Source organism: Amycolatopsis sp. NPDC051903 (assembly GCF_044452505.1).
Taxonomy (GTDB): Bacteria; Actinomycetota; Actinomycetes; order Mycobacteriales; family Pseudonocardiaceae; genus Amycolatopsis.
Window position 1 is genome coordinate 41,976 of sequence record NZ_JBITBT010000009.1, and the last position, 25,807, is coordinate 67,782.

Genomic DNA, 25,807 nt, shown 5'->3' on the forward strand with positions numbered 1-25,807 from the left:
CCCGTTGTTCCGCCTCGCCGATCAGGCGCCTTCGACGCCGATCTCGAACGCGGAGTCCGTGTCGGCCCGCGAATACGACCGGAACGCGATGTGCGTCACGGTGTCCAGCACGCCCGGAACCTTCCCGATGCGGCCGGGGATGAGGTCGGCCAGGTCCTCGTGGGCCTTCACGCGCACCGTCGCGATCAGGTCGACGTCACCGGCGCACGAGTAGACCTCGTTGACCCCCTCGAGGTCCGCGATCGCCTGCGCGGCCTGCGGGATCTCCTCGGCCTCTACGTTGATCAGCACGATCGCCGTGATCACAGCGCTCCTCCAACTCCGTGGCGATAACCGACGAGCGCGATCGTAGCCCGGATCACATTGCCCTCCGGCTCCAGCGTCCGGGTGCTCACCCGGCGACGCGCTCCAGCGTCCTGGCGTCGGCGGCGAGGTCGAGCCAGTTGCGCCAGCCGGCGATGGCGGTGGGTTCGGCCCAGGGGCGGGTGGTGCGGACCAGCCGGACGCCGGGGCGGGCGAGCCAGCGCAGCAACACCGCTACTTCCTCGCCGGAGGCCCCGCGCAGGGGCCCTTCGCCGGGGAGCACGGTTTCGGCGGCCGCGACGAGGTGTTCCACCACGGGCATCGGGGGCACGCCGCGGCGGGCGACGCCGGCGGAGGCGAGGCGGCCGTGGCGGATGACGGAGAGTTCCCAGCCGCCGGTGCCGTCGGGGGAGGCGGCGATGAGTTCGGCGATCGCGGCGAGCGCGGCTTGGCGGTGGGAGCGGCCGACGGCGCGCACGAGGTCGGCGAGCTCGTCGCGGTGGCGGGCGGCCTGCTCGTAGTGCCGGCCCTCCGACAGCCGTTCGAGCTGCGCGGCCGCGAGCTGCAGCGGACGGCCGTCCTCGCCGGCGATGAGGGCGCGGGCGGCGGTGACGGCGGGGGAGTAGCCCTCGACGGTCTGGCGGCCGGCGCAGGGCGCGCCGCAGCGGCCCAGTTCGGCCAGCACGCACGGGGTGCCCGACGGCGAAACCGCGGAGATGCGCTGGGTGCAGGTGCGCAGCCCGGCGGCGCCGGCGAGGGTGTCGGCGGCGGTGCGGGCGTCGGCCTGGGTGCGGAAGGGGCCGAGGGTGCCGTCGCGGGGCAGGCGGACCACCGAGAGCCGCGGGAAGGCCTCGTCCGTGAGCCCGACCCACCACGCGTGGTGCGGGTTCTTCGACCGCCGGTTGTACATCGGCCGGTGGGCCGAGATCAGCCGCAGCTCGCGGATCTCCGCTTCCAGCGAATGGGCGCACTCGATCGCGTCCACGCGTTCGGCCAGCGCGACCATCTCGCGGATGCGCCCGCGGCTCTCCGAACCCGTGAAGTACTGCCGCACGCGCCGCCGCAGATCGCGGGCGGTGCCGACGTACAGGACCTCGTCGCGCGGCCCCCGGAACAGGTACACACCGGGCCGCGCCGGCAGGTCCGCCGCCAGGTGCCGCTTGCGGCGCTGGGCCGTGGTGACCTCGGGCAGGTAGTCGACGAGCTCCTCGACCGTCTGCACACCGACGTTGCCGACCCGCTCCAGCAGCGCGTGGAGCACGTCGACGGTGGCGCGGGCGTCGTCGAGCGCGCGGTGCGTCGGCCGGGTGCGGGAGCCGAGCAGCATCGCCAGCGACGAGAGCCGGTAGCTGCGCGCCTCCTCGCGCGGGATCACGCGCCGGGCGAGCTTCACCGTGCAGATCACCGTCGCGCGCGGCCAGACGTAGCCGTGGCCCTCGCACGCCGCGCGCATGAACCCCGTGTCGAACCCCGAGTTGTGGGCCACGAGCACGGCGCCGGAGATGAACTCGAGGAACGCCGGCAGCACGCGTTCGATCCGCGGCGCGTCGTAGACCATCGCCTGCGTGATGCCCGTGAGCTCCACCACCTGCGGCGGGATCGCGGCACCCGGGTTGACCAGCGTCGCGAACTCGGCCACCACTTCGCCGCCGCGCACCTTGACGGCGCCGATCTCGGTGATCCCGTCCGGCCCCGGTTTGGTGCCCGTGGTCTCGAGGTCGAAGACGACGAAGGTGGTGTCCCGCAACGGGGTGCCGAGCTCGTCGAAGGCCAGCTGCGCCTGGCCGGGCCGCGGTCGGGTCTCCATGATCGCGCACTTTAGGACCGGCCACCGACAATCCCGGGCGGGCCGATCGGCGTGACGCGTGTGACGGTGGTGACGGCTGGGGTTGCCGGCGGGGCTGTCCCACGTGGGCGACCAACGGCGCGGGATCCGGCCCCGGGGCCTACCCTGGACCAATGCACCCCCAGCCCGTCGATCCGGTCGAACCCGAGGACGCCGTCGGTCCCTCGGCCGCGCCGGCGCGGGCTGGCACGGCCGCCGAGACCGCCGCCGACGCCGCGGCGCCCGAACCCGCATCGTGGGTTTCGCTGCCCGACGCGGTGCGCGAGCGCATCGCCGAGCTGGCGGCGGCCGCCGTCGCGAAGCTGCCCGCCGCCGACGTGCCACGGCAGCTGCGGCCCGTCGCGAAGTTCGCGCCCGCCAAGCGCGCGAAGCTCGGTGGCACGGCGCTGCTGGCCTCGCTCGGGGATTCGGCCCAGTTCCGCACGGCCGTGATCGAGTGGCTGCGCGAGCACCGCACGGACGCCCTCGACCCCAACGCCGCCGACTCCGTCTACGCCGCGGCCGCCGCCGTGCTGCTCGGCGAATCGGGCGCGGCCGGACGCGTGCGGCTCGTGGCCAAGAACGCCGAGGAGACGGCGTTGCGGGCAGAACGCGACGCCGCGCTGGCCCGCAACCAGAAGCTCGAAGCCGACCTCGCCGAGGTGCGTGCCGAGCTCGAAAGCGTGCGCGGCGCCGTCGCGGCCGCCCGCGGTGAACGCGAGGCCGAGGTGGACAAGCTGCTGCGCCGGCTGCGCGAGCAGGGCGTGCAGCTGCGCCAGGCCAAGGACGCCGCCGAGCAGGCGCGGGCGGAAGTCGCGCGCGGGGGCACCGCGAAGGCCGAGGAGGTCGAAGCGCTCACCGCGCAGCTCGACCGCGAGCGTCGCCGTGTGACGGCCGAGCGCACGCGGGCGGAGCGGGCGGTCGCCGACGCCGAGATCGCCCGTCAGTCGGCTCGTGAGGCCCGGGAAGCCGATGAGGTGCGCCTGGCGCTGCTCGTCGACACGATCGAAGGCGCCGTGGGCGGCCTGCGCCGCGAGCTGGCGCTGGGCGATCGCGGCGCGCGGCCCGCCGACATGGTGCGCGGCGCCACGTCGGGGCTGGGGCCGGGCGGGCGCGTGCAGGACGTGGTGGCGCTCGACCGCTACCTCGCGCTGCCCGGTGTGCACCTCATCGTCGACGGCTACAACGTCACCAAGACCGGCTACCCCGAGCTCGCGCTGGCCGATCAGCGCGACCGGCTGGTGCACCAGCTCTCGGCCCTCGCGGCCCGCACGGCCGCCGAAGTCACGGTCGTGTTCGACGGCGCCGGTGTGTTGTCCGTACCGGCTTCGGTGCCGCGCGGCGTGCGCGTGCTGTTCTCCGACCGCGGCGTGCTGGCCGACGACGTGATCCGCTCGCTCGTGGCCGCCGAGCCGAAGGGGCGGCCGATGGTCGTGGCCACGTCCGACCGGGCGGTCGCGGACTCGGTGCGCGCGGCCGGCGCGCACTCCGCGCCGTCCGCGGTGCTGGTCAGCCGGTTGAGCCGCGTCTGATCCCTTCCGCCGCCGGCGCGCCGAAACTGTCGGTGGTGGCTCCTACCGTGCGCAGCAGGAGCACGACGACGTGAGGAGCCGCCATGAGCGAGACCACCGACCACCCGCCCGGAGCGCGCGAAGCCGCCGAAGTCGACCTGAGCGGGGTCGACCCGGCCGAGCTGGACACGCTGGTGGTCGACTGCGACCGCTGCGCCGTGCGCGGCTTCGCTTGCCACGACTGCGTGGTGAGCGTGCTGCTCGGCCCGCCGGTCGCCCTCGCGTGGGACGCGGACGAACGGCGAGCCGTCGACGCGCTCGCCGAGGCGGGGATGGTGCCCCGGCTGCGCCTGGTTGCGGAGCCCGAACGTAAGCCCGCATGACACTTGTGGGTGATAACGGCGCGATAAGTGGTCGATCTGATCCGGTGAACGGTCGGTAGTGATTTCACGCCATTCTGACACCGCAGAGTATGACCGCCGTCACACTCTGCCTCCCTCGCTGGTCCGATGGTGTTTCGCCGGACTACGCAGAGTTTTTGCGCCGGGCCCGGTGGACGCCGTGACGGTCTTTTCGTAACCTGTCCGAGATCTCGCGGCCAGCAGCCGTCGGCAAGGCGGCGACGCGAGATCGCCGCCGGAACGGCTTTGTCGGGGAGCCAGGACCGGAACCACACCGCGTGCGTGACGCTGTTGCAGTCGATCGCGGCCGAAAACACGCGTGGTGAGACGTGGCGGAGAGGGCCCCCGACCTCTTCGGCGTCGCAAAGGTTCCGACGGCGGCCCGACAGCAAAGGAGACACGCGCGACCGTGCAGTCGCATCCAGTCAAGCGCGTGGTGTCAGGTGCCCTCGCGGCAGCCTCGGTGATCGCAGTGGTCACCGTCGCGCAGCCCTCGGCCACGGCCATCGCAGCTCCCGTCCCCGCCCTCCAGACCCCGCCCGACTCCGGTTCGAGCGCCCTGCAGAAGTACCGCGACCTCTCGTCACAGGCCGAGAAGGCCAACGAGGACCTGCTGAAGGCCCAGGACGACCTGAAGGCCAAGCAGGGCGACCTCGACAAGGCCAACGGCGACGCCGACCACGCCAAGCAGCTCGCCACGCAGGCCGAGCAGAACGAGCAGAAGTACAAGGTCGACGTCGACAAGTTCGCCGGCGCGTCGTTCCTCAGCGGCGTGCAGATGAACAAGCTCTCGGCGCTGCTGGCCGGCACGTCGACGCAGGAGTTCCTCGAGCGTTCCTCGGCGCTGGACCAGATCGCGTCCGAAAAGGACGCCGCGCTCGATTCGCTGGCCGGTGCCGTGAAGCAGGCCGAAGACGCCGCCAAGCTGGCGGCCGACTCGGCCAAGCGCGCCACGGACGCCCGTGACGCCGCCGCGAAGCTCACGGACGACATCAAGGCCAAGCAGAAGACGCTCGACGACCAGATCAAACAGCTCAAGGCCACCGAGCCCTCGCTGTCGGCGCTCGACAAGGCCCTGCAGAAGGACACGGGCGGCATCGCGCCGTCGAACATCAAGGCGCCCGGGCCCGCGGCCCAGGCCGCCGTCGACGCGGCGCTGTCCCGCCTCGGTGACGCCTACGTGTGGGGCGCCACCGGTCCGAGCACGTTCGACTGCTCGGGTCTCATGCAGTGGGCGTACCGGCAGGCCGGCATTTCGCTGCCGCGTTCGAGCCGGGAGCAGTCGACCTTCGGCACCGCGGTCGCCCGCAGCCAGCTCCAGCCCGGTGACCTGGTGTTCTACTACACCCCGGTTTCCCACGTGGGCATGTACATCGGTAACGGCAAGATGGTCCACGCCCCCACCACGGGTGACGTCGTGAAGATCTCGCCGCTGCAGAGCCAGTACGTCGGCGCGCGCCGCGTCAGCTGACGGTCTTTTCCGGCCACCGGGGCGGTACCGCACACGCGGTACCGCCCCGGTGTCGTTTTCGCCAGCGGTGGTGCGGGAAACCCCGCCGGAGCGCGGACAGTAACCTTCCCCTCGTGTTGAGGACGCTGCTCGTGACCAACGACTTCCCGCCGCGGCCAGGGGGGATCCAGAACTACCTCAACTCGCTGGCCACGCGGCTGCCGGCCGACGACCTGGTGGTCTACGCCCCGTCGTGGGAAGGCAAGACCGGCTCGCACGTCGAATTCGACGCGGCGGCGCCGTTCGAGGTGGTGCGGCACCCGACTTCGCTGATGCTGCCGACTCCGGACGTGCTGGGGCGCGCGAAGCAGATCATGCGGGCACGCGACTGCGAAGCGGTCTGGTTCGGCGCGGCGGCTCCGCTCGCGCTGCTGGGCCACCCCCTGCGCCAGGTCGGCGCGCGCCGCGTCGTCGCGTCGACGCACGGGCACGAGGTGGGCTGGTCGATGCTGCCCGGGTCGCGGCAGGCGTTGCGGCGCATCGGGGACACGGTCGACGTCCTCACCTACGTCAGCAAGTACACGCGCCGCCGGTTCGCCGCGGCGTTCGGGCCCATGGCGGGGCTGGAGATGCTGCCGTCCGGAGTGGACACCACGCTGTTCGCCCCGGACCCGGGTGCCCGCGAGGAAATCCGGGCGCGCCACGGACTCGGTGACCGGCCGACGGTCGTGTGCGTTTCCCGGCTGGTGCCGCGCAAGGGCCAGGACGTGTTGATCCGCACGCTGCCGGAGCTGCGCAAGCGCGTGCCGGACGTGGTGCTGCTGCTCGTGGGCGGTGGTCCGTACCGCAAGCGGCTCACGGAGCTCGTCGGCGAACTCGGCGTGGCGGACAACGTGGTGATCACCGGTTCCGTGCCGTGGGCCGAACTGCCGGCGCACTACAACGCGGGTGACGTCTTCGCGATGCCCGCGCGCACCCGCGGCAAGGGGCTCGACGTCGAGGCGCTCGGCATCGTCTACCTGGAGGCCTCGGCCACCGGACTGCCCGTCGTCGCGGGCCGCTCGGGCGGCGCGCCCGAGGCCGTGCTCGACGAGGTGACCGGCCACGTCGTCGACGGCCGTGACGTGGGCCAGCTGCGTGACACCCTCGAAGCCCTCCTGAACGACCCCGTGCGGGCCCGTCGCATGGGCGAGGCGGGCCGCGCGTGGGTCACCGAGAACTGGCGGTGGGACAGGATGGCCGAACGGCTCTCCGGCCTTCTCGACGGCGATCCCGTGGCCGCCGTCCGCTGATCAGCCCTCGGGTTCGTACACCGCCGGGTGGCGCGGATCGTCGACGCGCACCACGACGTCGGCGAGCGAGCTGGGGTCGACTTCCGCTTCGTAGCGCTCGTACGCGGGCAGCGCCCAGGCGTCGCCGGCCGGCAGCCGGCGGCGCAGCGCGGCGGGGGAGAGCCACAGGTGCACCACGAGGTCGAACGCGAGGCCGGCGCCCAACAGGAACTCGCCGTTGACGAGCACCACGCCGCTGTCCGGCACCGGCACGCGGGCCAGCCGCGTGGCGCGGTCGCGAGCCGGGTCCCACAGCGCCGGCAGGACTTCGCCGGAGCCCTCGGCGGCGAGCGGGTCGAGGACCTCCCGGCGCAGCCCGCCGAGGTCGAGCCAATCGGTGTAGCGCGCGTCGGGGTTCTGCTTGCCGCGCTCGAACCGCAGCGACGCCGGGCGCAGGAAGCCGCGCGCGGGCACCCGCACCGTCGCGCGGCCCAGCAGCCGCAGCGGGGCGACGAGGGCGTCGGCGAGGCCGCTGGTGTCCATCGCCACGTCGGCGCCGTCCACGGCGACCGCGAGGCGGCGGTTCGGCAGCGCCGCGACGCGCTCGGTCAGCTCGGCGGCCAGTGCGGCGGGGGAGATGGGTCGGTAGTGCACGGAAACCCATCCTGCCGTGCGCGCCACACGGAGCACACCGAGCCGTGGGCATACTGGGAGTACGACGGATCCGGCCAGACCTTGGGGGCGAGATGACAGTGGACGACACAGCGTCTGCCGAAGAAATGCCCGTGATCGACGAAGGCTTCCTGCAGCACACGCACGAAACGCTGCACAACCTGCGCGGCCACGGCGCCGTGTGCCCGATCCGCATGCCGCGCGGCACGCCGTCGTACCTGGTGACGGGCTACGACGAAGCGCGCTCGCTGCTGAGCGATCCGCGGCTGAGCAAGGACAACCGGGGCGCGTACGACCTGATGGCGAAGAAGGTCGGCCCCGAGAACATCAACCGCAACTTCGGTCAGCTGCTCGGCGCGCACATGCTCAACACCGACCCGCCGGACCACACGCGGCTGCGCAAGCTCGTGAACAAGGCCTTCACGTCGCGCGCGATCGCCGGGCTGCGGCCGCGGATCGAGGAGGTCGCCACCGAACTGCTCGACGCGATGGCCGAGCACGAGCAGGCCGACGTGATGGCCGCGTTCGCGGGGCCGCTGCCGATCACCGTGATCTGCGAGCTGCTCGGCGTGCGCGAGGAAGACCGCGGCGAGTTCTCGGGCTGGTCCAACACGATGCTCGGGGCCGGTGCGATCGAGGACGTCCAGGCCGCCGTGATCTCGATGCACACCTACCTCGTGGCGCTGGTCGCGCAGAAGCGCGCCGAACCGGGCGACGACCTGCTGTCCGGCCTCGTGCTCGCCACCGACGAGGGCGACTCGCTGAGCGAGGACGAGCTCGTGTCGATGGCGTTCCTGCTGCTCGTCGCGGGCCACGAGACCACCGTGAACCTGATCGGCAACGCAACCCTGGCGCTGCTGCGCGCGCCCGAGCAGCGGGCGAAGCTCGCGGCCGACCCGGCGCTGATGCCCGGTGCCGTCGAGGAATTCCTGCGCTTCGACGGGCCCATCAACATCGCGACCCTGCGCTACACCGTCGAGGACGTCGAGGTCGGCGACGACACGATCCCCGCAGGCGAGTTCGTGCAGGTGTCCCTGCTGGCCGCCAACCGCGACGAGCAGCGCTTCCCCGACCCGGCGGACCTCGACGTGACGCGCGCGGCCGGCGGCCACCTCGCGTTCGGGCACGGCATCCACTACTGCGTGGGCGCGCCGCTCGCGCGGCTGGAAGCGGAGATCGCGCTCAACGGACTGCTCGCGCGGTTCCCGAACCTGAAGCTGGCCGTGCCGGAGGAAGAGCTGGTCTACCGCACCAGCACGCTCGTCCACGGTCTGACGAAGCTGCCGGTCGTGCTCGCCTGAGGCGTTGAGCGCAGCGCACTGAGCCCGACGTAAGGTCGGCGCGTGGAAACCAGCGCCGACGCCCTGCTCGCCCTCGATGCCGCGCACGTGTGGCACCCGTACGCGCCCATGCCGGGCCGGGTGGCGCCGCTGGTCGTGGCCGAGGCGAGCGGGGTGCGGCTGAAGCTCGCGGACGGCCGTGAGCTCGTCGACGGGATGTCGTCGTGGTGGGCGGCGGTGCACGGGTACCGGCACCCGGTGCTCGACGCCGCGCTCACCGAGCAGGCCGGGCGGATGAGCCACGTGATGTTCGGCGGTCTCACGCACGAACCGGCCGTGACGCTGGCGAAGTCCTTGGTGGACTTGACTCCCGACGGTCTCGAGCACGTGTTCCTGTGCGACTCGGGTTCGGTGTCGGTCGAGGTCGCGGTGAAGATGTGCTTGCAGTACCAGCGTTCGCGCGGGTTGCCGGGCAAGCGGCGGCTGCTGACGTGGCGCGGCGGCTACCACGGCGACACGTTCACGCCGATGAGCATCTGCGATCCCGACGGCGGCATGCATTCGCTGTGGCGCGGCGTCCTGCCCGAGCAGGTGTTCGTGCCCGAACCGCCGAGCGGGTTCGGTGAGCCCGTCGACCAGTCCTATGTGGACACCCTGGCCGCGGCGCTGGAGCGGCACGCGAGCGAGCTGGCCGCGGTGGTCGTGGAACCCGTGGTGCAGGGCGCCGGCGGCATGCGCTTCCACCACCCCGGTTACCTGCGGGCGCTGCGCGAGCTGACGCGCGAGCACGACGTGCTGCTGGTGTTCGACGAGATCGCCACCGGCTTCGGCCGCACCGGGCGGATGTTCGCGGCCGAGCACGCCGGCGTCACGCCCGACGTGCTGTGCCTCGGCAAGGCGCTCACCGGCGGGTACCTCACGATGGCCGCGGCGCTGTGCACACCCGAGATCGCCGACGGCATCTCGCGCGGCGACCTGCCGGTGCTCGCGCACGGCCCGACGTTCATGGGCAACCCGCTCGCCTCCGCTGTCGCCAACGCGTCGCTGGGCCTGCTCGCCGAAGGCCGCTGGTCCGCGGACGTCGCGCGCCTCGAGGCCCGGCTGCGGCGCGGCCTGGCGCCGGCGTGGGAGCTGCCGCACGTGCGCGATGTCCGGGTGCTGGGCGCGATCGGTGTGCTGCAGCTCGACCACGAGGTCGACCTCGGGGTGGCCACCGATGTCGTCACCGCCGAGGGCGCGTGGCTGCGGCCGTTCCGCGACCTCGTGTACGCGATGCCGCCGTACGTCACGGACGACGCCGACCTGGCCGTGATCACCACGGCGATGCTCGCGGCGGCCGAAAAAGCCTGAATTCACCCCACCGGGTGTGACGGGGCTCATGAATGAGGGAGTGTGCACGGTCAGTGATGTGAATTGGTCCGAAGTCACCGTTCAGGACCGGGGCGGTTCGACGATTTTGGACCGGTTTGCGTGAAATGACCGAGCCGTCCTAGTTCTCCGGTTCACAAGCTAAGGCGAAGATCATTCGCGTAGCGGACTTTTTGATCATTTTCCGCTTTCCTGGCGCCATGATCGAGATCGTTCGCGGAGAGCACGACACCGGACCCCCGTCCCGCCGCGCTCGCGCCGCCCAGTCCCTCCAGACCCTCCTGCGCCACGACCTGCCGGCTTCGGTGGTCGTCTTCCTCGTGGCCGTGCCGCTTTCCCTCGGCGTCGCGCTCGCTGTCGGCGCGCCGCTGCTCGCAGGCCTCGTCTCCGCCGTCGTCGGCGGCCTGGTCGCGAGCTTCCTCGGCGGATCGGCCCTGCAGGTCAGCGGGCCGTCCGCCGCGCTGACCGTGGTTCTCGCCGACGCCATCACCACCTACGGCTGGCCGGTCACGTGCGCGATCACCGTCGGCGCCGGCCTGGTCCAGATCCTCCTCGGTTTGTGCCGCTTCGCGCGGGCCGCGCTGGCGATCTCGCCCGCGATCGTCCACGGCCTGCTGGCCGGCATCGGCGTGACGATCGTGCTCGGCCAGCTCCACGTGGTGCTCGGCGGCCGGGCCCAGGGCTCCGCGCTGGCGAACCTCGCGGCGCTGCCCGGCCAGATCGTCGGCCACCACGACCAGGCCGTGCTGATCGGCGTGCTGACCGTCGCGATCCTGCTGGGGTGGCCGCGCCTGCCCGCACCGGTGCGGAAGGTCCCCGGGCCGCTCGCCGCCATCACGCTCGCGACGGGCCTGTCGGTCGCCGCCGGGATGTCGCTGCCGCGCGTGGACCTGCCGGCCGGGTTGCCGTCGGTCGGGCTCGTGGCGCAGCTGCCCTCGGGTGGCTGGGGCGGCGCGGCGTTCGCGGCCGTCACCGTCGCGCTGATCGCGAGCCTCGAAAGCCTGTTGTCCGCGGTGTCCGTGGACAAGCTGCGCGGCGGCCGCCGCACGAACCTCGACCGCGAGCTGATCGGGCAGGGTGCCGGGAACGTCGCCTCCGGCGCGCTCGGCGGGCTGCCCGTCACCGGCGTGATCGTGCGCAGCATGACCAACTTCCAGGCGGGTGCGAAGACCCGCGCGTCCGCGATCCTGCACTCCGTCTGGATCCTGGCGTTCTGCCTCCTGCTGACGGGTGTGCTGCGGTTCATCCCGCTCGCGGCGCTGGCCGGGCTGCTCGTGTACGTGGGGGCGAAGCTCGTGAACGTGGCGGCGCTCAAGGAAGTGCTGCGCCACGGCGACCTCGCCGTGTACGCGGTGACGCTCGCCGGTGCGGTGTTCGTGAACCTGCTGACCGGCGTCGCGGCCGGCGTGCTGCTCGCGCTCGCGTTCATGCTGCGGCGGATGGTGCACTCCGGCGTGCACGTCGAGGTCGGTGAGCAGCGCACGCGCGTGGTCATCGAGGGCGCGCTGACGTTCCTTTCGGTGCCCCACCTGACGAAGGTGCTCGCCGGCGTGCCCGAGCGGGCCGACGTGACGCTCGAGCTGCTCGTCGACTACCTCGACCACGCCGCGTTCGACTGCCTGCGCGGGTGGCAGCAGAGCCACGTCAAGGCGGGCGGCACCGTGCTCGTCGATGAGATCGGGCACCCCTGGTACGGCCGCGGCAGTTCCGGGGAGCCGACGGTCCGGCGCAGCCTGGCCGCGCGCGTGCTGCCGCGGTGGCTCGCGCCGTGGTCGCAGTGGCAGGCCGAGCACGTGCTGGTGCCCGAGCAGCGGCCCGGCGCCGACGGCGCGTCGCCGCTCGTCCGCGGGACCTCGGAGTTCCAGCGCCGCACGGCGCCGTTGCTGCACGACACGCTGCGCGGTCTCGCGGACGGCCAGCGTCCGCACACGTTGTTCATCACCTGCGGCGATTCGCGGATCGTGCCGAACCTGATCACCACGTCGGGGCCGGGTGACCTCTTCGCCGTGCGCAACATCGGCAACCTCGTGCCGACGACTGGCGACGCGTCCGTCGGCGCGGCGATCGAGTACGCCGTGGGCGTGCTGGCGGTGCCGGAGATCGTGGTGTGCGGCCACTCGTCCTGCGGCGCCATGAAGGCGCTGCTCGGCCAGGCCCCCGAGGGCCTCGACAGCCTCGGCGACTGGCTCCGCCACGGCGACGCCACCCTGCGCCGCCGCGCGGCCGAACCGGCGCTGCTGCTCGACGGCCACCGGCCGGCCGCCGAATGCGACCAGCTGGCCCTGCACAACGTGGTCCAGCAACTCGAGCACCTCCGCACGTTCCCGGTGGTCGCCGCCGCGCTGGCCCGTGGCGAGCTCAGGCTCACGGGCATGTACTTCGACGTCGGCGCCGCCCAGGTGTCGCTGCTGGACGCGGCCTGCCGCGGTTTCGTCCCGGCGGGGGTGGCGGTGCACTGACCGCGAAGCCGGTGCGGGGCCGCGGCTCCGCACCGGTACCGGTGATCGGGCACTGCGCAACCCGAAAGTGGGATCCGTCGTAAAAATTCATGCCATCGAGTGGGACATAGCGAACATTTAACCCACAATCGGGTTACCTGGTGATCATGAGCCGAACTGCCGTGCTTCGCCACGACGTACCCGCCTCGCTCGTGGTCTTCCTCGTCGCCGTCCCGCTGTCGCTGGGGATCGCGCTCGCGTCCGGCGCGCCGATCGTCGCCGGGCTGATCGCCGCCGTGGTGGGCGGCGTGGTCGCCGGGGCGCTGGGCGGCTCGGCGTTGCAGGTCAGCGGGCCCGCGGCCGGGCTGACCGTGATCATGGCCGAGACGATCAGCACGTTCGGCTGGGCCGTCACGTGCCTGATCACGGTGCTGGCCGGCGCCGTGCAGGTACTGCTGGGCCTCAGCCGCATCGCGCGGGCGGCACTGGCGATCTCGCCGGCGATCGTGCACGGGATGCTCGCGGGCATCGGCGTCACGATCGTGCTGGGCCAGCTCCACGTGGTGCTCGGCGGCCAGGCGCAGAGCTCCTCGCTCGCGAACATCGCCGAGCTGCCCGCGCAGGTCGTCGCGCACCACGACGCCGCGGCGGTGATCGGATTGCTCACCATCGTGCTCCTGGTGGTCTGGCCGCGCCTGCCCGCCGCCGTCCGCAAGGTGCCGGGGCCGCTCGCCGCGATCGCGGTGGCCACGGTGACCTCCGTCGTCGCCGGGCTGACGCTGCCGCGGGTGGAGCTGCCCGGCGACCTGCTGCAGATCCGCTTCGCGCCGCAGCTGCCCGGCGACGGCTGGGCCGACGTCGCGCTCGCCGCGGTGACGATCGCGCTCATCGCGAGCGTCGAAAGCCTGCTGTCGGCCGTCGCCGTCGACAAGCTGCACACCGGGCCGCGCGCGAACCTCGACCGCGAGCTCGTGGGCCAGGGCGCCGCCAACGTCGTGTCCGGCGCGCTCGGCGGCCTGCCCGTGACGGGCGTGATCGTGCGCAGCTCCACCAACGTCGCCGCCGGTGCCCGGACCCGCGCGTCCGCGGTGCTGCACGGGGTGTGGGTGCTGGTGTTCGTGGTGGCGCTCGCGGGCCTCATCGAGAACATCCCGCTGGCCGCGCTCGCCGGGCTGCTGGTGCACGTCGGCGTGAAGCTCGTGAACCCCGGCCACCTCAGGCAAGTGCTGCGCCACGGCGACCTGCCGCTCTACCTCGTCACGCTGGCCGGCGTCGTCGTGTTCGACCTGCTGACGGGAGTGCTCGCCGGGATCGCCCTCGCGGTGCTCCTGGTGGTGCGCCGCACCGTCTGGACCGGGGTGCACGCCGAACGCGACGGCGAGCAGTGGCGCGTGGTGATCGAGGGCGTGCTCACGTTCCTGTCCGTGCCGCGCCTGTCGAAGGTGCTCGGCGACGTCCCGGCCGGCTCGACGGTGACGCTCGAGCTCGTGGCCGACTACCTCGACCACGCGGCCTTCGAGAGCCTCTCGAGCTGGCAGCAGGCGCACGAACGGGCCGGTGGCACGGTGGTCGTCGACGAGGTCGGCCACCCGTGGTTCGGCCAGGGCAAGCGGGGCACGCCCACACTGCGGCGCACGGCGGCCGCCCGGGCGGTGCCGCGCTGGCTCGCACCGTGGTCGGTCTGGCAGGCCGCCGACGTCCGCCTGCCGGGCCAGCGCACCCACCGCGGCGCCACGGAGTTCCAGCGCCGCACGGCGCCGTTGCTCCACGACACGCTGCGCGGCCTCGCGGACGGCCAACGCCCGCACACGCTGTTCATCACCTGCGGCGACTCGCGGATCGTGCCGAACCTGATCACCACGTCCGGGCCCGGCGACCTGTTCACCGTGCGCAACATCGGCAACCTCGTGCCGCCCGATCAGGCCGATCCGTCGATGAACGCGGCGGTCGAGTACGCGGTGGGCGTGCTGAACGTGCGCGAGATCGTGGTCTGCGGCCACTCGTCGTGCGGCGCGATGGGCGCGCTCGCCGACGGCCCGCCGGAGGGGACGGCGCTGGCGGGCTGGCTTCGGCACGCCGAGCCGAGCCTGCACCGCCAGGGCGCGGTGGCGCTCGGCGGCGAGGTCCCGGCGCGTGAAGCCGACCGGCTGGCCCTGCACAACGTGCTGCAGCAACTCGACCACCTACGGGCTTATCCGCTGGTCGCGGCGGCCGAAGCCCGGGGTGAGCTGCTGCTGAGCGGCCTGTACTTCGACGTCGGCGCGGCGCAGGTCTACCTGTCCGATCCGGCGGCCGGTGCGTTCGTCGCGGCAGGCAAGCCCGTGGCCCCGCATCGTGGGTGATCCCACCCGGACGTGGTGCGGTCCCGGTGGGGGTGACTAAGTTGATGGCCCGTGACCATGCTGGTGATGACGGGGACCGGGACCGGCGTCGGCAAGACGATCACCACGGCGGCGATCGCGGCGCTGGCGCTCGAGCAGGGGCAGCGCGTCGCCGTGCTCAAACCGGCGCAGACCGGCGTCGCACCCGGCGAGGCCGGTGACCTCGACGACGTCGTGCGGCTGGCCGGCAAGGACGTGACCACCCGCGAGCTGCGCCGCTACCCGGATCCGCTGTCGCCGGAGGCGGCGGCGCGGCGCAGCGGCCTGCCGACGCTCGGCCCCGGCGAGATCGCGGCCGCGGCGGCCGAGCTCGACGCCGGGCACGACCTCACGCTCATCGAGGGTGCCGGTGGCCTGCTGGTCCGCTTCGACACCCAGGGCAGCGGGCTCGCCGAAGTGGCGTGGTCGCTGGGCGCCCCGGTCGTGGTCGTCGCCCAGCCCGGGCTCGGCACGCTCAACGCGACGGCCCTCACCGCTGAAGTAGCCACGCGCCGCGGGCTCAACGTCGTGGGCGTGGTCGTCGGCGCGTGGCCCGCCGAGCCGGACCTCGCGTCCGTGGAGAACCTCCAGGACCTGCCGAACGCGGCAGGGGCACCCCTGCTCGGGGTGCTGCCCGAAGGGCTGGGCGCGGTGGATCGCGATACGTTCGTCGAACGGGCCAGGTCGGGCCTCTCGCCGTGGTTCGGCGGGGAGTTCGACCCCGAGTCGTTCGCGGGGAGCGCGACCGTCGGGAAGTGACGGGAGTCGCACCCCGCGCGGCCCGCGGTGGGGGACGATGGCCGGGCCCGTACCGGAGTCAGGCAGCCGAGGAGAAGGAGACGTCGTGACCGCAGTCCCGGAGAAGCTCGACCAGGACACCGGTGACGTGCTCACCGTCGCCCGCGAACAGGTGCTCGAGCGCGGTGTCGGGCTGTCGGAGGAGCAGGTGCTGGCCGTGCTGCGGCTGCCCGACGAGCGGCTCGCCGAGGCCCTGCAGCTCGCGCACGAGGTGCGCATGCGCTGGTGCGGCCCGGAGGTCGAGGTCGAGGGCATCGTCAGCCTCAAGACCGGCGGCTGCCCGGAGGACTGCCACTTCTGCTCGCAGTCGGGCCGCTTCCCGTCGCCGGTGCGCTCCGCGTGGCTCGACATCCCGGGCCTCGTCAAGGCCGCGCGCCAGACCGCCGAAACGGGCGCCACGGAGTTCTGCATCGTCGCCGCCGTGCGCGGGCCGGACCAGCGGCTGCTCTCGCAGGTCCGCGAGGGCGTCGAGGCGATCCGCGCCGACGGCAACGACATCCAGATCGCGTGCTCGCTCGGCATGCTCACCCAGGAGCAGGTCGACGAACTCGTCGAGATGGGCGTGCACCGCTACAACCACAACCTCGAGACGGCGCGCTCGCACTTCCCGGAGGTCGTGACCACGCACTCGTGGGAAGAGCGCTGGGACACGCTGAAGATGGTCGCCGACGCCGGCATGGAGGTCTGCTGCGGCGGCATCATCGGCATGGGGGAGACGGTGGAGCAGCGCGCGGAGTTCGCGGTGCAGCTCGCCGAGCTGAGCCCGCACGAGGTGCCGATGAACTTCCTCATCCCGCAGCCGGGCACGCCCTACGAGCACTTCGAGATCGTCGAGGGCAAGGATGCGCTGCGCACCGTCGCCGCGTTCCGGCTCGCGATGCCGCGCACGATGCTGCGCTTCGCCGGTGGGCGCGAGCTCACCCTGGGCGACCTCGGCGCGGAGCAGGGCATGCTGGGCGGTATCAACGCGATCATCGTCGGCAACTACCTGACCAACCTCGGCCGGCCCGCCAGCGCGGACCTCAAGATGCTCGACGAGCTCAAGATGCCCGTCAAGGCGCTCAGTGACACCCTCTGACGAACCCGGTTGCTGCGTCCACTGTGGACAGCCGTCGCCCGGCGGTGCCGACCACGCCGCGTGCCACAACCCGCGCACGGCGCTGGAACCGCCGCGGTACTGCGTGTTCTGCGCCCGCCGGATGGTCGTGCAGGTGACGCCCGTCGGCTGGACCGCGCGGTGCAGCCGGCACGGGGAGACCGCCAGTCGTTGACCGCGGGTGCTGACCGGTTACGCTCGGTCCGCACACGCGCAGGGAGGGAGTCCGGGGTGGTCGATTCCGCGGGTAAGGCAGCACACCGGTCGAGCGCCGTGACCGACCCGTGGTCGGTGCCGAACCTGTTCCCGCCCCACCGGGTGCGGCCCAAGGTGGTGGTGAAGGCGGACCTGCTGCCCGCCGTCAGCGTGCTCTCGACGGCCGGCCTGCTCGGCATCCCGCTCGGCTGGCTGTGGTCGCTCATGGCGCCGCCGCAGCACGAACGCGTGGTGACGGCCGACGGCCAGCGCGTGCCGCTGGAGCTGGAGAGCTGGCACCGCTTCGACGACCTCGCCATCTACGGTTTCCTGGCGCTCGCGCTGGGCCTGGTGATCGGCATCGTGGTGTGGCTGCTGCGCGAACGCCGTGGTCCGGTCGTGTTCCTGGCCGCCGCGGGCGGTGCCGCGCTCGCGGGCTGGCTCGGCACGCAGGTCGGCGTGGCCTTCGTGAACGCGAAGTACGCGATCGACGCGCCGCCCGCACTGGGCGCCGTCATCGCGGAAGCGCCGCGCCTGGAGTCCGGCTGGGTGTGGCTGGCGGCGCCGCTGATGACGTCGCTGGTGTACGCGTTGCTGACGGCGTGGAACGGTCGCGAGGACCTCGGGCGCCGGCTCGCTTAGTTCAGGTTCGCCGGTTTCGAGTAGTCCGCGAGCTCCGTCGGGGGCAGCGGCACGGCGCTGAGCGTTTCGAGGAACCAGGCCTCCCGCGTGAGCAGCCGGCAGATGATCCGCAGGCGCCGCAACGGGTGCGTCTCCTCGAGCAGGTGCTGGCGGTCTTCCAGTGGCAGCAGGCAGTCGGCGGCGAGCTGGTACGCGAGCTCGGCGAGGTCTGCTTCCTCGCCGGGGGTCTGCCAGTCGTCGGCGTGCCAGGCGGCCTCGCAATAGCGGCGGTGGGCGGTGCGGGCGACGTCGGCGAGGCGCTGGCCGGTCTCGGCCGCGGCGGCCGGCACCGGGTCGTCCGGCAGCCAATCGACGACGCCGATGAGGTACGGCGCCGACGTGCAGTCGAGCTCACGCAGGCGGAAGCGGCGGGCGGCCTTGGTGACCACGTCGTAGCGGCCGTCGGGCAGGCGCTTCGCCTCGCGCAGCACGGTGCTGCAGCCCACGTCGTACACGTGGTCTAGACCACGAACTTCACGGACGAGCGGCGCCCGCAACGCGACCACGCCGAATTCGCGCCCCGGCACCGTGCCGCCGACGAGGTCGGCGATCAGCTGGCGGTAGCGCGGTTCGAAGATGTGCAGCGGGAGGTGCGTGCCGGGCAGCAGCACAGTCTGCAGCGGGAACAACGGCAGTGTCGCTGTCCCACTGGGGTTCTGCTCTTGTTCCGGCTCGGTCACGCGTCCACCGTACGGGTAGCGGCGCGCGCCCGCAGTCCGTCAACGCCCGGGCGGCGGCTTCAGCACCGCGAAGGGGTCAGTGACCTGCATCCCTTTGCCCGCGAAGGAGAACAGCGCCGCGGGGCGGCCGCCCGCGCGGCCGGGGGAGGCCGTGTGCCCGGTGGGCACGAGCAGTCCGCGGCGGGCCAGCACGCGCTGCAGGTTGGTGGCCGACACTCGGTAACCGAGCGCGGCGGAGTACAGCCCGCGCAGCGCCGAGATCGTGAATTCCTCGGGCGCCAGCGCGAAACCGAGGTTGGTGTAGCTCAGTTTCGAGCGCAGCCGGTCGCGGGCGCGCAGCACGATCGCCTCGTGGTCGAACGCGGTGCGCGGCAACGCGGTCACGTCGTGCCACTGCGTGTCTTCCGGGACCTCGGGGTCGACGTCCGAGGGCACCAGGCCCAGGAACGCCGTGGCCACCACGCGCGGGCCCGGCACGCGCTCGGGTGCGCTGAACACCGCGAGCTGCTCTACGTGCTTGAGCTGGCGCACGTCCACCTTCTCCGCGAGCTGGCGGCGGATGGACGTTTCGACGTCCTCGTCGGGGCGCAGCCGGCCGCCGGGCAGCGACCACCGGCCCAGGTGCGGGTCGAGCGCGCGGCGCCACAGGAGCACTCGCAGTGTGTCCGAGCGCACTTGCAGGACGGCGCACAGAACCTCGTGGGCCAAGGGGGTCTGGGTGTTAAGATGACTCCGCACGGTTTTCGATTATAAGGCGAAAACCCGTCCACGGTCCAGGAGGGCCAGACATGACTTCCACGGTTGAGCAGGACCTGACCCCCTACGGCGGGGTGGCGGCGAACGCGGACTGGGCAGAGGAGGTTCGCGAGCTCGCGCGCAAGCGCGACGCGGTGCTGCTGGCGCACAACTACCAGGTCCCCGAGATCCAGGACATCGCCGACTTCACGGGTGACTCCCTGGCGCTGAGCCGCATCGCGGCGAGCAGCGACGCCTCCACGATCGTCTTCTGCGGCGTGCACTTCATGGCCGAGACGGCGAAGATCCTCGCGCCGGAGAAGACGGTGCTGATCCCCGACGCGCGGGCCGGCTGCTCGCTCGCCGACTCCATCACCGGTGCCGAGCTGCGCGCCTGGAAGGCCGAGCACCCGGGCGCGGTGGTGGTGTCGTACGTGAACACCACAGCCGAGGTGAAGGCCGAGACGGACATCTGCTGCACGTCGTCCAACGCCGTCGACGTGGTGGCTTCGATCCCCGCTGACCAGGAAGTTCTCTTCCTGCCGGACCAGTTCCTGGGTGCGCACGTGAAGCGCACGCTCGGCCGGGAGAACCTGCGCGTGTGGGCCGGCGAGTGCCACGTCCACGCGGGGATCAACGGTGCCGAGCTGGCCGCCCGGGCCGAGGAGAACCCCGAAGCCGACCTGTTCATCCACCCCGAGTGCGGCTGCGCGACGTCGGCCCTCTACCTCGCCGGCGAGGGTGCGGTGGCGCCGGAGCGCGTGAAGATCCTCTCCACCGGCGACATGGTGCACGCGGCGCGCGACACCAAGGCCCGTTCGGTGCTCGTGGCCACGGAGATCGGCATGATCCACCAGCTGCGCAAGGCCGCGCCGGAGATCGACTTCCGCGCCGTGAACGACCGAGCGTCGTGCCGGTACATGAAGATGATCACGCCGGCCGCCCTGCTGCGGAGCCTGCGCGAGGGCGCCGACGAGGTCCACGTGGACGCCGACACGGCCGCCCGGGCGCGCGCTTCGGTGCAGCGGATGATCGAAATCGGGCAGCCCGGCGGCGGCGAATGACCACGCCGGTTAACGCTCCCCAGGCGAAAACTCCGGTGTGGGAAGCCCGCGCGGACCTCGTCGTGGTGGGCAGCGGGGTGGCCGGGCTGACGGCCGCGCTGCGGGCGCAGGAGCTCGGGCTCCACGTGCTCGTGGTGACCAAGGCGGCCGTGTCCGACGGCAACACGCGCTGGGCCCAGGGCGGGGTCGCGGTGGTCCTGGAGAGCGACCACGACCTCGACGATTCCGTCGCGAAGCACGCCGAGGACACCTTCACCGCGGGCGCCGGGCTGTGCGACGAGGACGCGGCGCGGTCGATCCTCGCCGGGGGGCCGGGGGCCGTGGAGTGGCTGCGGGACAGCGGGGCGCAGTTCGACCCGGGCACCGACGGGCTGGCGCGTGCGCGCGAGGGCGGGCACAGCGCGTTCCGCGTGATCCACGCGGGCGGCGACGCCACCGGCGCCGAGGTCGAGCGCACCCTCGTGGCGCAGGCGGGCGACCGGCGCGTGCCCGTGCTGCAGCACCACATCGCGGTCGACGCGCTGCGCACGCCCGCGGGTGAAGTGGCGGGCGTGACCGTGCTCGACCGCGACGGCGTGCCCGGTGTGGTGCGCGCGTCGGCTGTGCTGCTGGCCAGCGGCGGGTTCGGGCAGCTGTACCAGGCGACGTCGAACCCGGAGATCGCGACGGGCGACGGCCTGGCGCTCGCGCTGCGGGCCGGGGCGACGGTGGCCGACGTCGAGTTCGTGCAGTTCCACCCGACCGTGCTCTACACGCCCGGCGCGCGCGGGCGGTGCCCGCTGGTCACCGAGGCCGTGCGCGGCGAGGGGGCCACGCTCGTCGACGGCGCCGGTGCGCCGGTCATGGCGGGCGTGCACCCGCTCGGCGACCTGGCCCCGCGCGACGTGGTAGCTGCCGCGATCACGCGGCGGGCGGCGCTGGCGCCGGGCGGGATCGACGACCACGTGTTCCTCGACGCCACCGGCATCGCCGGCTTCGCGAAGCGGTTCCCGACCGTCCACGCGGCCTGCGCGGCGCTGGGGATCGACCCGGCCGTCGACGCGATCCCGGTGACCCCGGCGGCGCACTTCGCGTGCGGCGGTGTGGTGACCACTGTGGACGGACGGTCGAGCGTGACCGGCCTGTACGCCGCCGGCGAGGTGGCGCGGACCGGGCTGCACGGTGCGAACCGGCTGGCGTCCAACAGCTTGCTCGAAGGGCTCGTCGTCGGGCACCGGGTGGCCGCGGCAGTGGCGGCGGACCTCGCGGCCGGGCTGCTGCCCGATCCGTCGCGCGGTCGGTTGCCGTCGCAGACTTCGGCGCCGGCGGCCCAGCGCGACGCGCTGCAGCGCGTGATGAGCCGGTACGCGGCGATCGGCCGCGACGCCGACGGCCTGGCGGCTGCGGGTTCCGTGCTCGACCTGGCCACGCAGGACAGTCCGTTGTGGACGCACGCCGCCGTGGAGGACGCGGCGCTCACCGTGGTGGCGCAGGCGTTGCTGGCGGCCGCCCAGCGGCGCACCGAATCGCGCGGGTGCCACGTGCGGACCGACTTCCCCGAGCGGTCCGGGCACTGGCGGCGCAGCCAGCTGATCCGGCTCAGCCCCTCCGGCCAGCCCGTGCTGGCCGACCCGATCACCCTGGAGGGTGTGGCATGACCGAGCTCTACCCGTTTTCCGAGGCCGTCGAGCGCGCGCTGGTCGCGGCCGGGCTGGAAGTGGCCGACGTCCGGCGTGTCGTGACCACGGCGCTCGAAGAGGACCTGCGGTACGGCCCCGACGCCACCACGGCGTCGACGGTGCCGGCCTCGGCGCGGGCCGTCGCGGAGCTGACGCCGCGCTCACCCGGGGTCGTCGCCGGCCTGCCGGTGATGCTCGCGGTGTTCGACGCGGTGCTGGGTGCCGACTACGAGGTCGTGTCGTCGGCACCGGACGGTTCGCGGCTGCCTGCGGGGGAGCCCGCGCTCGTGGTGCGCGGCCCCGTGCGAGGGCTGCTGACGGCCGAACGGACGGCGCTGAACCTCGTCTGCCGCCTGTCCGGCATCGCGACGGCCACGGCCGCGTGGGTGTCCGAAGTGGAGGGTACGGGCGCGGCGATCCGGGACTCCCGCAAGACGACGCCGGGCCTGCGGCTGCTGGAGAAGTACGCGGTGCGCTGCGGCGGCGGCGTGAACCACCGCCTGGGCCTCGGCGACGCCGTGCTGATCAAGGACAACCACGTCGTCGCGGCGGGCTCGGTGACGGCCGCGCTGGCGGCGGCGCGCGAGCACGCGCCGGAGCTGCCGTGCGAGGTCGAGGTCGACGATCTGGTGCAGCTGGAGGAGGCGCTCGCGGCGGGCGCGGACGAGGTGCTGCTGGACAACTTCACGCCCGCGCAGTGCGCCGAGGCGGTGGCGCGGCGGGACGCGGTTTCCCCGAAAACGCGGCTGGAATCCTCTGGTGGGCTCACCCTCGACCGTGGTAGGGCCTACGCCGAGTCCGGTGTGGACTTCCTGTCGGTGGGTGCGTTGACGCACTCTTCGCCCGCTCTGGACCTCGGGATGGACCTGCGCTGAACCTGTTGCCGCGGCGCCCGCTCGACTAGAATCCCGTTGTCGGACAGCGAGATTCTCTCCGGGAGGGTGCCGCGGTGAGGTGGCCAGCCGTCGTCGCCGCGGCGGCGCTCGTGGCGGTGTCGTCGGTCTCGGCCGAGGGGACCGCGAACGCGGTGGGAGCGTGCGCGAACCCGTCCGGCACGTACGGCGGTGCGGTGCCGTGGGGCCAGCGGCTCGTCGACCCGCAGCGGCTGTGGCCCCTGACCCGCGGCGACGGTCAGGTCGTCGCCGTGATCGGCACGGGCGTCGACGCGCGGAACAGTCAGTTCGCACCCGGCCAGGTCCTCGGCGGCGACACCTCCGACTGCGACGGGCGCGGCACGATCGCCGCGGGGATCGTCGGCGCGCAGCCGTCGGACGAAACGACGTTCGCGGGCGTGGCGCCGGGCGCGAAACTGCTCGCGCTGCGGTACGTGGACGGCTCCGGCGGCGGCGACCCGGGTGCGCTCGCGGGCGCGGTGGACACCGCGGTGGACCGCGGCGCCGGGGTGCTCCTCGTGGCCGTGCCCGCGGTGGCGGACAGCCCGGCGCTGGATTCCGCCGTTTCCCGCGCGCGCTCCCGCGGCGCGGTCGTCGTCTCCGCTGCCGCCGCGACGCAGCAGGGCGCGCACACCTACCCCACCGCGTCGCCCGGCGTGCTGGCCGTCGGCTCCACCGACGAGGCGGGCGCCCCCGTCCAGCCGGAAGCAGGGGACTACCTCGGCATCGCCGCCCCGGGCGCCAACCTCGTCAGCACTTCCGCCGGCGGGGGCGGCGCGGTCGCCCACCGCTGGCCCGTGACGGACCCGTCGCTGGCCGCCGCGTACGTCGCCGGCGTCGCGGCTCTCGTGCGCGCCGCCCATCCGTCGCTGACCGGCGACCAGGTGGTGACCCGGCTGACCCTCACCGCGTCCCGCCCGCCGTCGGGCACCCGCGACCCCCGCCGGGGCTGGGGCGTGGTGGACGCTTACGCCGCCGTGTCCTCGACCCTGCCCGCTTCCGTTGCGGGGCCCGGTGGTTCCGCCGCTCCGGCGGCCCTGCCGGCCGTCGTCGCGGCCGCCGCGCCACCCGCGCCCCCGGCGAACCTCCCCGCGGGCCTCCTCGCCGTCGGCGGCGTGGCCCTCGCCGCCGCGGCGGGCGTCGCGGTCGCCACCCTTCGCCGTGGGCGACGGCGGGGCTGGCGGGCGTCGCGGTTCACGTCGTAGGGCAATTGCACTGAGCCCGTTGCGCAGCTCGCCACTTCTTCGATGAACCTGTTCAGGCATCGGTGATCGCGGGGCCTGGCGCTCCGGTTGCCGCCTGCTGTGCTCACCGTTCCTCTCGATGAAGCCGCGCCGATGGCGATCAGCGCGGAGCCAGAGCAATTCGGCGACCGTGGTCTGGTGTGGTTTTCAGTCGCCGCGGCGTTCTGCTCCGTCAGCGAACGTCCTCTCGGCGGCGTGGCCCTCGCCGCCGCGGCGGGCGTCGCGGTTTACGCCGTAGGCGGGTGGCGGTCAGCGGTTCTGGACGCAGCGCGTCGACCCGATGATCGCCACCGCGCCGCCGGCGCGGGCGACGTGCACGGTGAAATCCGCGCCCTCGCGGGAGAAGCGCGCGATCAGTTCCCGGGTAGTGCTGCGGTCGTGCGCTTGCCAGCCGGCGGCTTCGAGCGCCGGCAGCACCGCGTCCGCGAGGAGGTGCTCGGCGCCGGTGCAGTGGTCGACGCGCACGCCGTACTGCCAGCACACCACGCGGCCCGGGTGGGCGGGGTCGCAGTCGAGTTCGCCGTCGACGGTGGGGGTGGCGAGGGGGCCGAAGGAGGCGGCGACGCCGTCGATGACGGTCGCGAGGTCGCCGGCCAGGGTGTCCAAAGTGGAGTTCACGGCCGGGTCCCCGTGAGCACGCGGTAGATGTTCGTCCACGAGTCGGAGCCGGGCTTGAGGACGTCGTTGTGCGACGAGAGGCCCCAGAGTTCGTTGCCGGCCGCGTCGGCGCCCGTCGCGAGGTCCGTGACACCCGGGAAGCCGTCGGGGTCGGCGCCGTGGCCGATACCGGTCCACTCGGCGCCCCACGCGTTGCCCTGGGCGAGCACGATCGGGTCGAGCGGCGCCGTCATCGAGTAGCGCTGCACACCCGTCTGGCTCGCGGGCAGATCGGCCGGGCTCCACACCCCGTGGCCCATGCCGGCCGACTCGACGTGCACCACGCGGTCGACGGCCAGCCCCTGCTGGTCGGCGAGTCCGACGGTCGCGCCGCCGTAGCTGTGGCCGATCGCGGTGATCGTCGCGGCGCCGCCGGTCTGCGCGTCGACCTGGGTGCGCAGCTGGTCGCCGAACGCCTTGAGGTCCGGGGCCATCGCCTGCGCGTAGCTCGCGTCCGGGCCCTCGAGCACGGGGTTCTGCGGGAAGTCGCCGTCGGCCCACACCACCACGGCCGTGCGGCCGGTCGGGTCGGCGGCGACGAGGCTGCGGCCGAGGTCGGCGTAGCCCTGGAAGTCGTCCAGGCGCGTGTTCACGCCGGGCACGAACAGCCCGACGTTGCGCGTGCCCGGCCGGATCGCGCCGACGAGCTCGACGATCCGGCCGTCGCCGGCCGGATCGAACTTCAGAATCTGCCGGTTGTTCGCCAGGACGTCCTGGTACAGCGCGATCCGCCGCTGCGACTGGGCGATGGCGGACGCGTCGCGCAAGGTGGACAACCGCTTCTGCTCGGCCGCCAGCGCGCCGGACACCTCGGTGCGGTTCGCCGCGATCGCGCTCGCCCACGGCCCGCTCGCCGTCGCTCCGGCCGGACCCGAGACCGGCGGCAACGGGTCCTCCGGCAGCAGCGCGCGGTACCACGACGCCACCTGCTCGTCCGCCCGCCGGTAGCCCGCGGCCGACGCGGTGAGCCCGCTCTGCAGCACTTTCGCCCGCTGCGCCTGCGAACCGATCTTCTCGCTGAGCTCGGTCAGCGTTTTCGTCACCGTCGCCGCGCAGCCGGCGGAGGCGGACACCTGGCCGAAAGCCGTGGCGGGCACGGAAACGCCCGCCACGTCCTTCTGCGCCGTCTCGAGCGCGCCCGACCGCCCGCCGAGCTCCGTCGCCGCGGCGTCGAGCCTCGCGGGTGCGACCCGGTAACCCCCGGAGGTCACTGCAGCAGTCACCGAG

The 25,807-nt window shown here is 73.2% G+C and carries 23 protein-coding genes; 16 read left to right on the forward strand and 7 right to left on the reverse strand.

Annotated features, from left to right (window positions below; genetic code table 11):
* Window positions 1-21 precede the first annotated feature (21 nt).
* Together ACIA77_RS21255 and ACIA77_RS21260 are read right to left on the reverse strand one after the other, a co-directional pair.
* Complete coding sequence (locus ACIA77_RS21255) at window positions 22-306, reverse strand: Lrp/AsnC ligand binding domain-containing protein (RefSeq protein WP_326569522.1); 285 nt, start codon at window positions 304-306, stop codon at window positions 22-24.
* Window positions 307-391: 85 nt separating this feature from the next.
* A complete protein-coding gene (locus ACIA77_RS21260) occupies window positions 392-2,110 on the reverse strand; it encodes a DEDD exonuclease domain-containing protein (RefSeq protein WP_395887641.1) in 1,719 nt (572 codons plus the stop codon).
* A 152-nt stretch (window positions 2,111-2,262) separates the two neighbouring features.
* On the opposite strand from ACIA77_RS21260, the gene ACIA77_RS21265 reads away from it, so the two are divergent.
* The 4 genes from ACIA77_RS21265 to ACIA77_RS21280 all read left to right on the forward strand — a co-directional run bounded on the left by ACIA77_RS21265 (window position 2,263) and on the right by ACIA77_RS21280 (window position 6,782).
* Window positions 2,263-3,660, forward strand: a complete 1,398-nt coding sequence (locus ACIA77_RS21265) for an NYN domain-containing protein (RefSeq protein ID WP_395887642.1) — start codon at window positions 2,263-2,265, stop codon at window positions 3,658-3,660.
* An 83-nt stretch (window positions 3,661-3,743) separates the two neighbouring features.
* Window positions 3,744-4,022 carry a hypothetical protein gene (locus tag ACIA77_RS21270; RefSeq protein ID WP_395887643.1) on the forward strand — a complete coding sequence of 93 codons (279 nt, stop codon included), beginning with the start codon at window positions 3,744-3,746 and terminating at the stop codon, window positions 4,020-4,022.
* A 427-nt stretch (window positions 4,023-4,449) separates the two neighbouring features.
* Entirely contained in the window at window positions 4,450-5,511 is a 1,062-nt protein-coding gene (locus tag ACIA77_RS21275) for an NlpC/P60 family protein (RefSeq protein ID WP_395887644.1), read from the forward strand.
* Between the two features lie 113 nt (window positions 5,512-5,624).
* Complete coding sequence (locus ACIA77_RS21280; protein ID WP_395887645.1) at window positions 5,625-6,782, forward strand: glycosyltransferase family 4 protein; 1,158 nt, start codon at window positions 5,625-5,627, stop codon at window positions 6,780-6,782.
* Here ACIA77_RS21280 and ACIA77_RS21285 read toward each other — a convergent pair whose 3' ends face one another.
* Window positions 6,783-7,415, reverse strand: coding sequence for a uridine kinase (locus ACIA77_RS21285; protein ID WP_395887646.1), 633 nt, complete (start codon window positions 7,413-7,415; stop codon window positions 6,783-6,785).
* Window positions 7,416-7,540: 125 nt separating this feature from the next.
* On the opposite strand from ACIA77_RS21285, the gene ACIA77_RS21290 reads away from it, so the two are divergent.
* The 8 genes from ACIA77_RS21290 to ACIA77_RS21325 all read left to right on the forward strand — a co-directional run bounded on the left by ACIA77_RS21290 (window position 7,541) and on the right by ACIA77_RS21325 (window position 17,610).
* Window positions 7,541-8,734: a cytochrome P450 gene (locus tag ACIA77_RS21290; protein ID WP_395887828.1), complete on the forward strand. Its 1,194-nt coding sequence runs from the start codon at window positions 7,541-7,543 to the stop codon at window positions 8,732-8,734.
* A 42-nt stretch (window positions 8,735-8,776) separates the two neighbouring features.
* Window positions 8,777-10,063: an adenosylmethionine--8-amino-7-oxononanoate transaminase gene (locus ACIA77_RS21295; protein WP_395887647.1), complete on the forward strand. Its 1,287-nt coding sequence runs from the start codon at window positions 8,777-8,779 to the stop codon at window positions 10,061-10,063.
* A 218-nt stretch (window positions 10,064-10,281) separates the two neighbouring features.
* Window positions 10,282-12,540 carry a bifunctional SulP family inorganic anion transporter/carbonic anhydrase gene (locus ACIA77_RS21300; protein WP_395887648.1) on the forward strand — a complete coding sequence of 753 codons (2,259 nt, stop codon included), beginning with the start codon at window positions 10,282-10,284 and terminating at the stop codon, window positions 12,538-12,540.
* Window positions 12,541-12,686: 146 nt separating this feature from the next.
* Window positions 12,687-14,861, forward strand: coding sequence for a bifunctional SulP family inorganic anion transporter/carbonic anhydrase (locus ACIA77_RS21305; protein WP_395887649.1), 2,175 nt, complete (start codon window positions 12,687-12,689; stop codon window positions 14,859-14,861).
* A 57-nt stretch (window positions 14,862-14,918) separates the two neighbouring features.
* Window positions 14,919-15,638: a dethiobiotin synthase gene (gene bioD / locus ACIA77_RS21310; RefSeq protein WP_395887829.1), complete on the forward strand. Its 720-nt coding sequence runs from the start codon at window positions 14,919-14,921 to the stop codon at window positions 15,636-15,638.
* An 85-nt stretch (window positions 15,639-15,723) separates the two neighbouring features.
* Window positions 15,724-16,755 (forward strand): biotin synthase BioB, encoded by a 1,032-nt coding sequence (gene bioB / locus ACIA77_RS21315; protein ID WP_395887650.1) that lies wholly within the window; start codon window positions 15,724-15,726, stop codon window positions 16,753-16,755.
* The gene (locus ACIA77_RS21320) at window positions 16,742-16,948 is read left to right on the forward strand and encodes a hypothetical protein (RefSeq protein ID WP_395887651.1); all 207 of its coding nucleotides are present in this window, start codon (window positions 16,742-16,744) and stop codon (window positions 16,946-16,948) included. The genes bioB and ACIA77_RS21320 overlap by 14 nt, the downstream gene beginning before the upstream one ends.
* Before the next feature lie 56 nt (window positions 16,949-17,004).
* On the forward strand, window positions 17,005-17,610 hold the full coding sequence (locus tag ACIA77_RS21325; RefSeq protein ID WP_395887652.1) for a DUF2567 domain-containing protein: 606 nt from the start codon (window positions 17,005-17,007) through the stop codon (window positions 17,608-17,610).
* Here the strand turns inward: ACIA77_RS21325 and ACIA77_RS21330 are convergent.
* Together ACIA77_RS21330 and ACIA77_RS21335 are read right to left on the reverse strand one after the other, a co-directional pair.
* Window positions 17,607-18,329, reverse strand: a complete 723-nt coding sequence (locus ACIA77_RS21330; RefSeq protein ID WP_395887653.1) for an LON peptidase substrate-binding domain-containing protein — start codon at window positions 18,327-18,329, stop codon at window positions 17,607-17,609. The genes ACIA77_RS21325 and ACIA77_RS21330 overlap by 4 nt on opposite strands.
* A gap of 39 nt (window positions 18,330-18,368) precedes the next feature.
* Window positions 18,369-19,004, reverse strand: a complete 636-nt coding sequence (locus ACIA77_RS21335; RefSeq protein WP_395887830.1) for an NUDIX domain-containing protein — start codon at window positions 19,002-19,004, stop codon at window positions 18,369-18,371.
* A gap of 113 nt (window positions 19,005-19,117) precedes the next feature.
* Here ACIA77_RS21335 and nadA point away from each other — a divergent pair, with 113 nt between their 5' ends.
* The 4 genes from nadA to ACIA77_RS21355 all read left to right on the forward strand — a co-directional run bounded on the left by nadA (window position 19,118) and on the right by ACIA77_RS21355 (window position 23,884).
* Window positions 19,118-20,128 (forward strand): quinolinate synthase NadA, encoded by a 1,011-nt coding sequence (nadA, locus tag ACIA77_RS21340; RefSeq protein WP_395887654.1) that lies wholly within the window; start codon window positions 19,118-19,120, stop codon window positions 20,126-20,128.
* Window positions 20,125-21,765 carry an L-aspartate oxidase gene (locus ACIA77_RS21345; RefSeq protein WP_395887655.1) on the forward strand — a complete coding sequence of 547 codons (1,641 nt, stop codon included), beginning with the start codon at window positions 20,125-20,127 and terminating at the stop codon, window positions 21,763-21,765. Before nadA ends, ACIA77_RS21345 begins: the two co-directional genes overlap by 4 nt.
* Complete coding sequence (gene nadC, locus ACIA77_RS21350) at window positions 21,762-22,661, forward strand: carboxylating nicotinate-nucleotide diphosphorylase (RefSeq protein WP_395887656.1); 900 nt, start codon at window positions 21,762-21,764, stop codon at window positions 22,659-22,661. The genes ACIA77_RS21345 and nadC overlap by 4 nt, the downstream gene beginning before the upstream one ends.
* A gap of 74 nt (window positions 22,662-22,735) precedes the next feature.
* Window positions 22,736-23,884 (forward strand): S8 family serine peptidase, encoded by a 1,149-nt coding sequence (locus ACIA77_RS21355; protein WP_395887657.1) that lies wholly within the window; start codon window positions 22,736-22,738, stop codon window positions 23,882-23,884.
* A gap of 288 nt (window positions 23,885-24,172) precedes the next feature.
* Here the strand turns inward: ACIA77_RS21355 and ACIA77_RS21360 are convergent, their stop codons facing one another.
* Both ACIA77_RS21360 and ACIA77_RS21365 read right to left on the reverse strand, forming a co-directional pair.
* Window positions 24,173-24,541, reverse strand: a complete 369-nt coding sequence (locus ACIA77_RS21360; RefSeq protein ID WP_395887658.1) for a hypothetical protein — start codon at window positions 24,539-24,541, stop codon at window positions 24,173-24,175.
* Window positions 24,538-25,803 carry an alpha/beta hydrolase gene (locus ACIA77_RS21365; RefSeq protein WP_395887659.1) on the reverse strand — a complete coding sequence of 422 codons (1,266 nt, stop codon included), beginning with the start codon at window positions 25,801-25,803 and terminating at the stop codon, window positions 24,538-24,540. Before ACIA77_RS21365 ends, ACIA77_RS21360 begins: the two co-directional genes overlap by 4 nt.
* Window positions 25,804-25,807 lie beyond the last annotated feature (4 nt).

Bases quoted from the DNA above. Each gene is read 5' to 3' on its own strand.
- ACIA77_RS21260 (WP_395887641.1), bottom strand. From the start codon at position 2,110: ATGGAGACCCGACCGCGGCCCGGCCAGGCGCAGCTGGCCTTCGACGAG.
- ACIA77_RS21265 (WP_395887642.1), top strand. From the start codon at position 2,263: ATGCACCCCCAGCCCGTCGATCCGGTCGAACCCGAGGACGCCGTCGGT.
- ACIA77_RS21270 (WP_395887643.1), top strand. From the start codon at position 3,744: ATGAGCGAGACCACCGACCACCCGCCCGGAGCGCGCGAAGCCGCCGAA.
- ACIA77_RS21290 (WP_395887828.1), top strand. From the start codon at position 7,541: ATGCCCGTGATCGACGAAGGCTTCCTGCAGCACACGCACGAAACGCTG.
- ACIA77_RS21300 (WP_395887648.1), top strand. From the start codon at position 10,282: ATGATCGAGATCGTTCGCGGAGAGCACGACACCGGACCCCCGTCCCGC.
- ACIA77_RS21305 (WP_395887649.1), top strand. From the start codon at position 12,687: ATGAGCCGAACTGCCGTGCTTCGCCACGACGTACCCGCCTCGCTCGTG.
- bioD (WP_395887829.1), top strand. From the start codon at position 14,919: ATGCTGGTGATGACGGGGACCGGGACCGGCGTCGGCAAGACGATCACC.
- nadA (WP_395887654.1), top strand. From the start codon at position 19,118: ATGACTTCCACGGTTGAGCAGGACCTGACCCCCTACGGCGGGGTGGCG.
- ACIA77_RS21345 (WP_395887655.1), top strand. From the start codon at position 20,125: ATGACCACGCCGGTTAACGCTCCCCAGGCGAAAACTCCGGTGTGGGAA.
- nadC (WP_395887656.1), top strand. From the start codon at position 21,762: ATGACCGAGCTCTACCCGTTTTCCGAGGCCGTCGAGCGCGCGCTGGTC.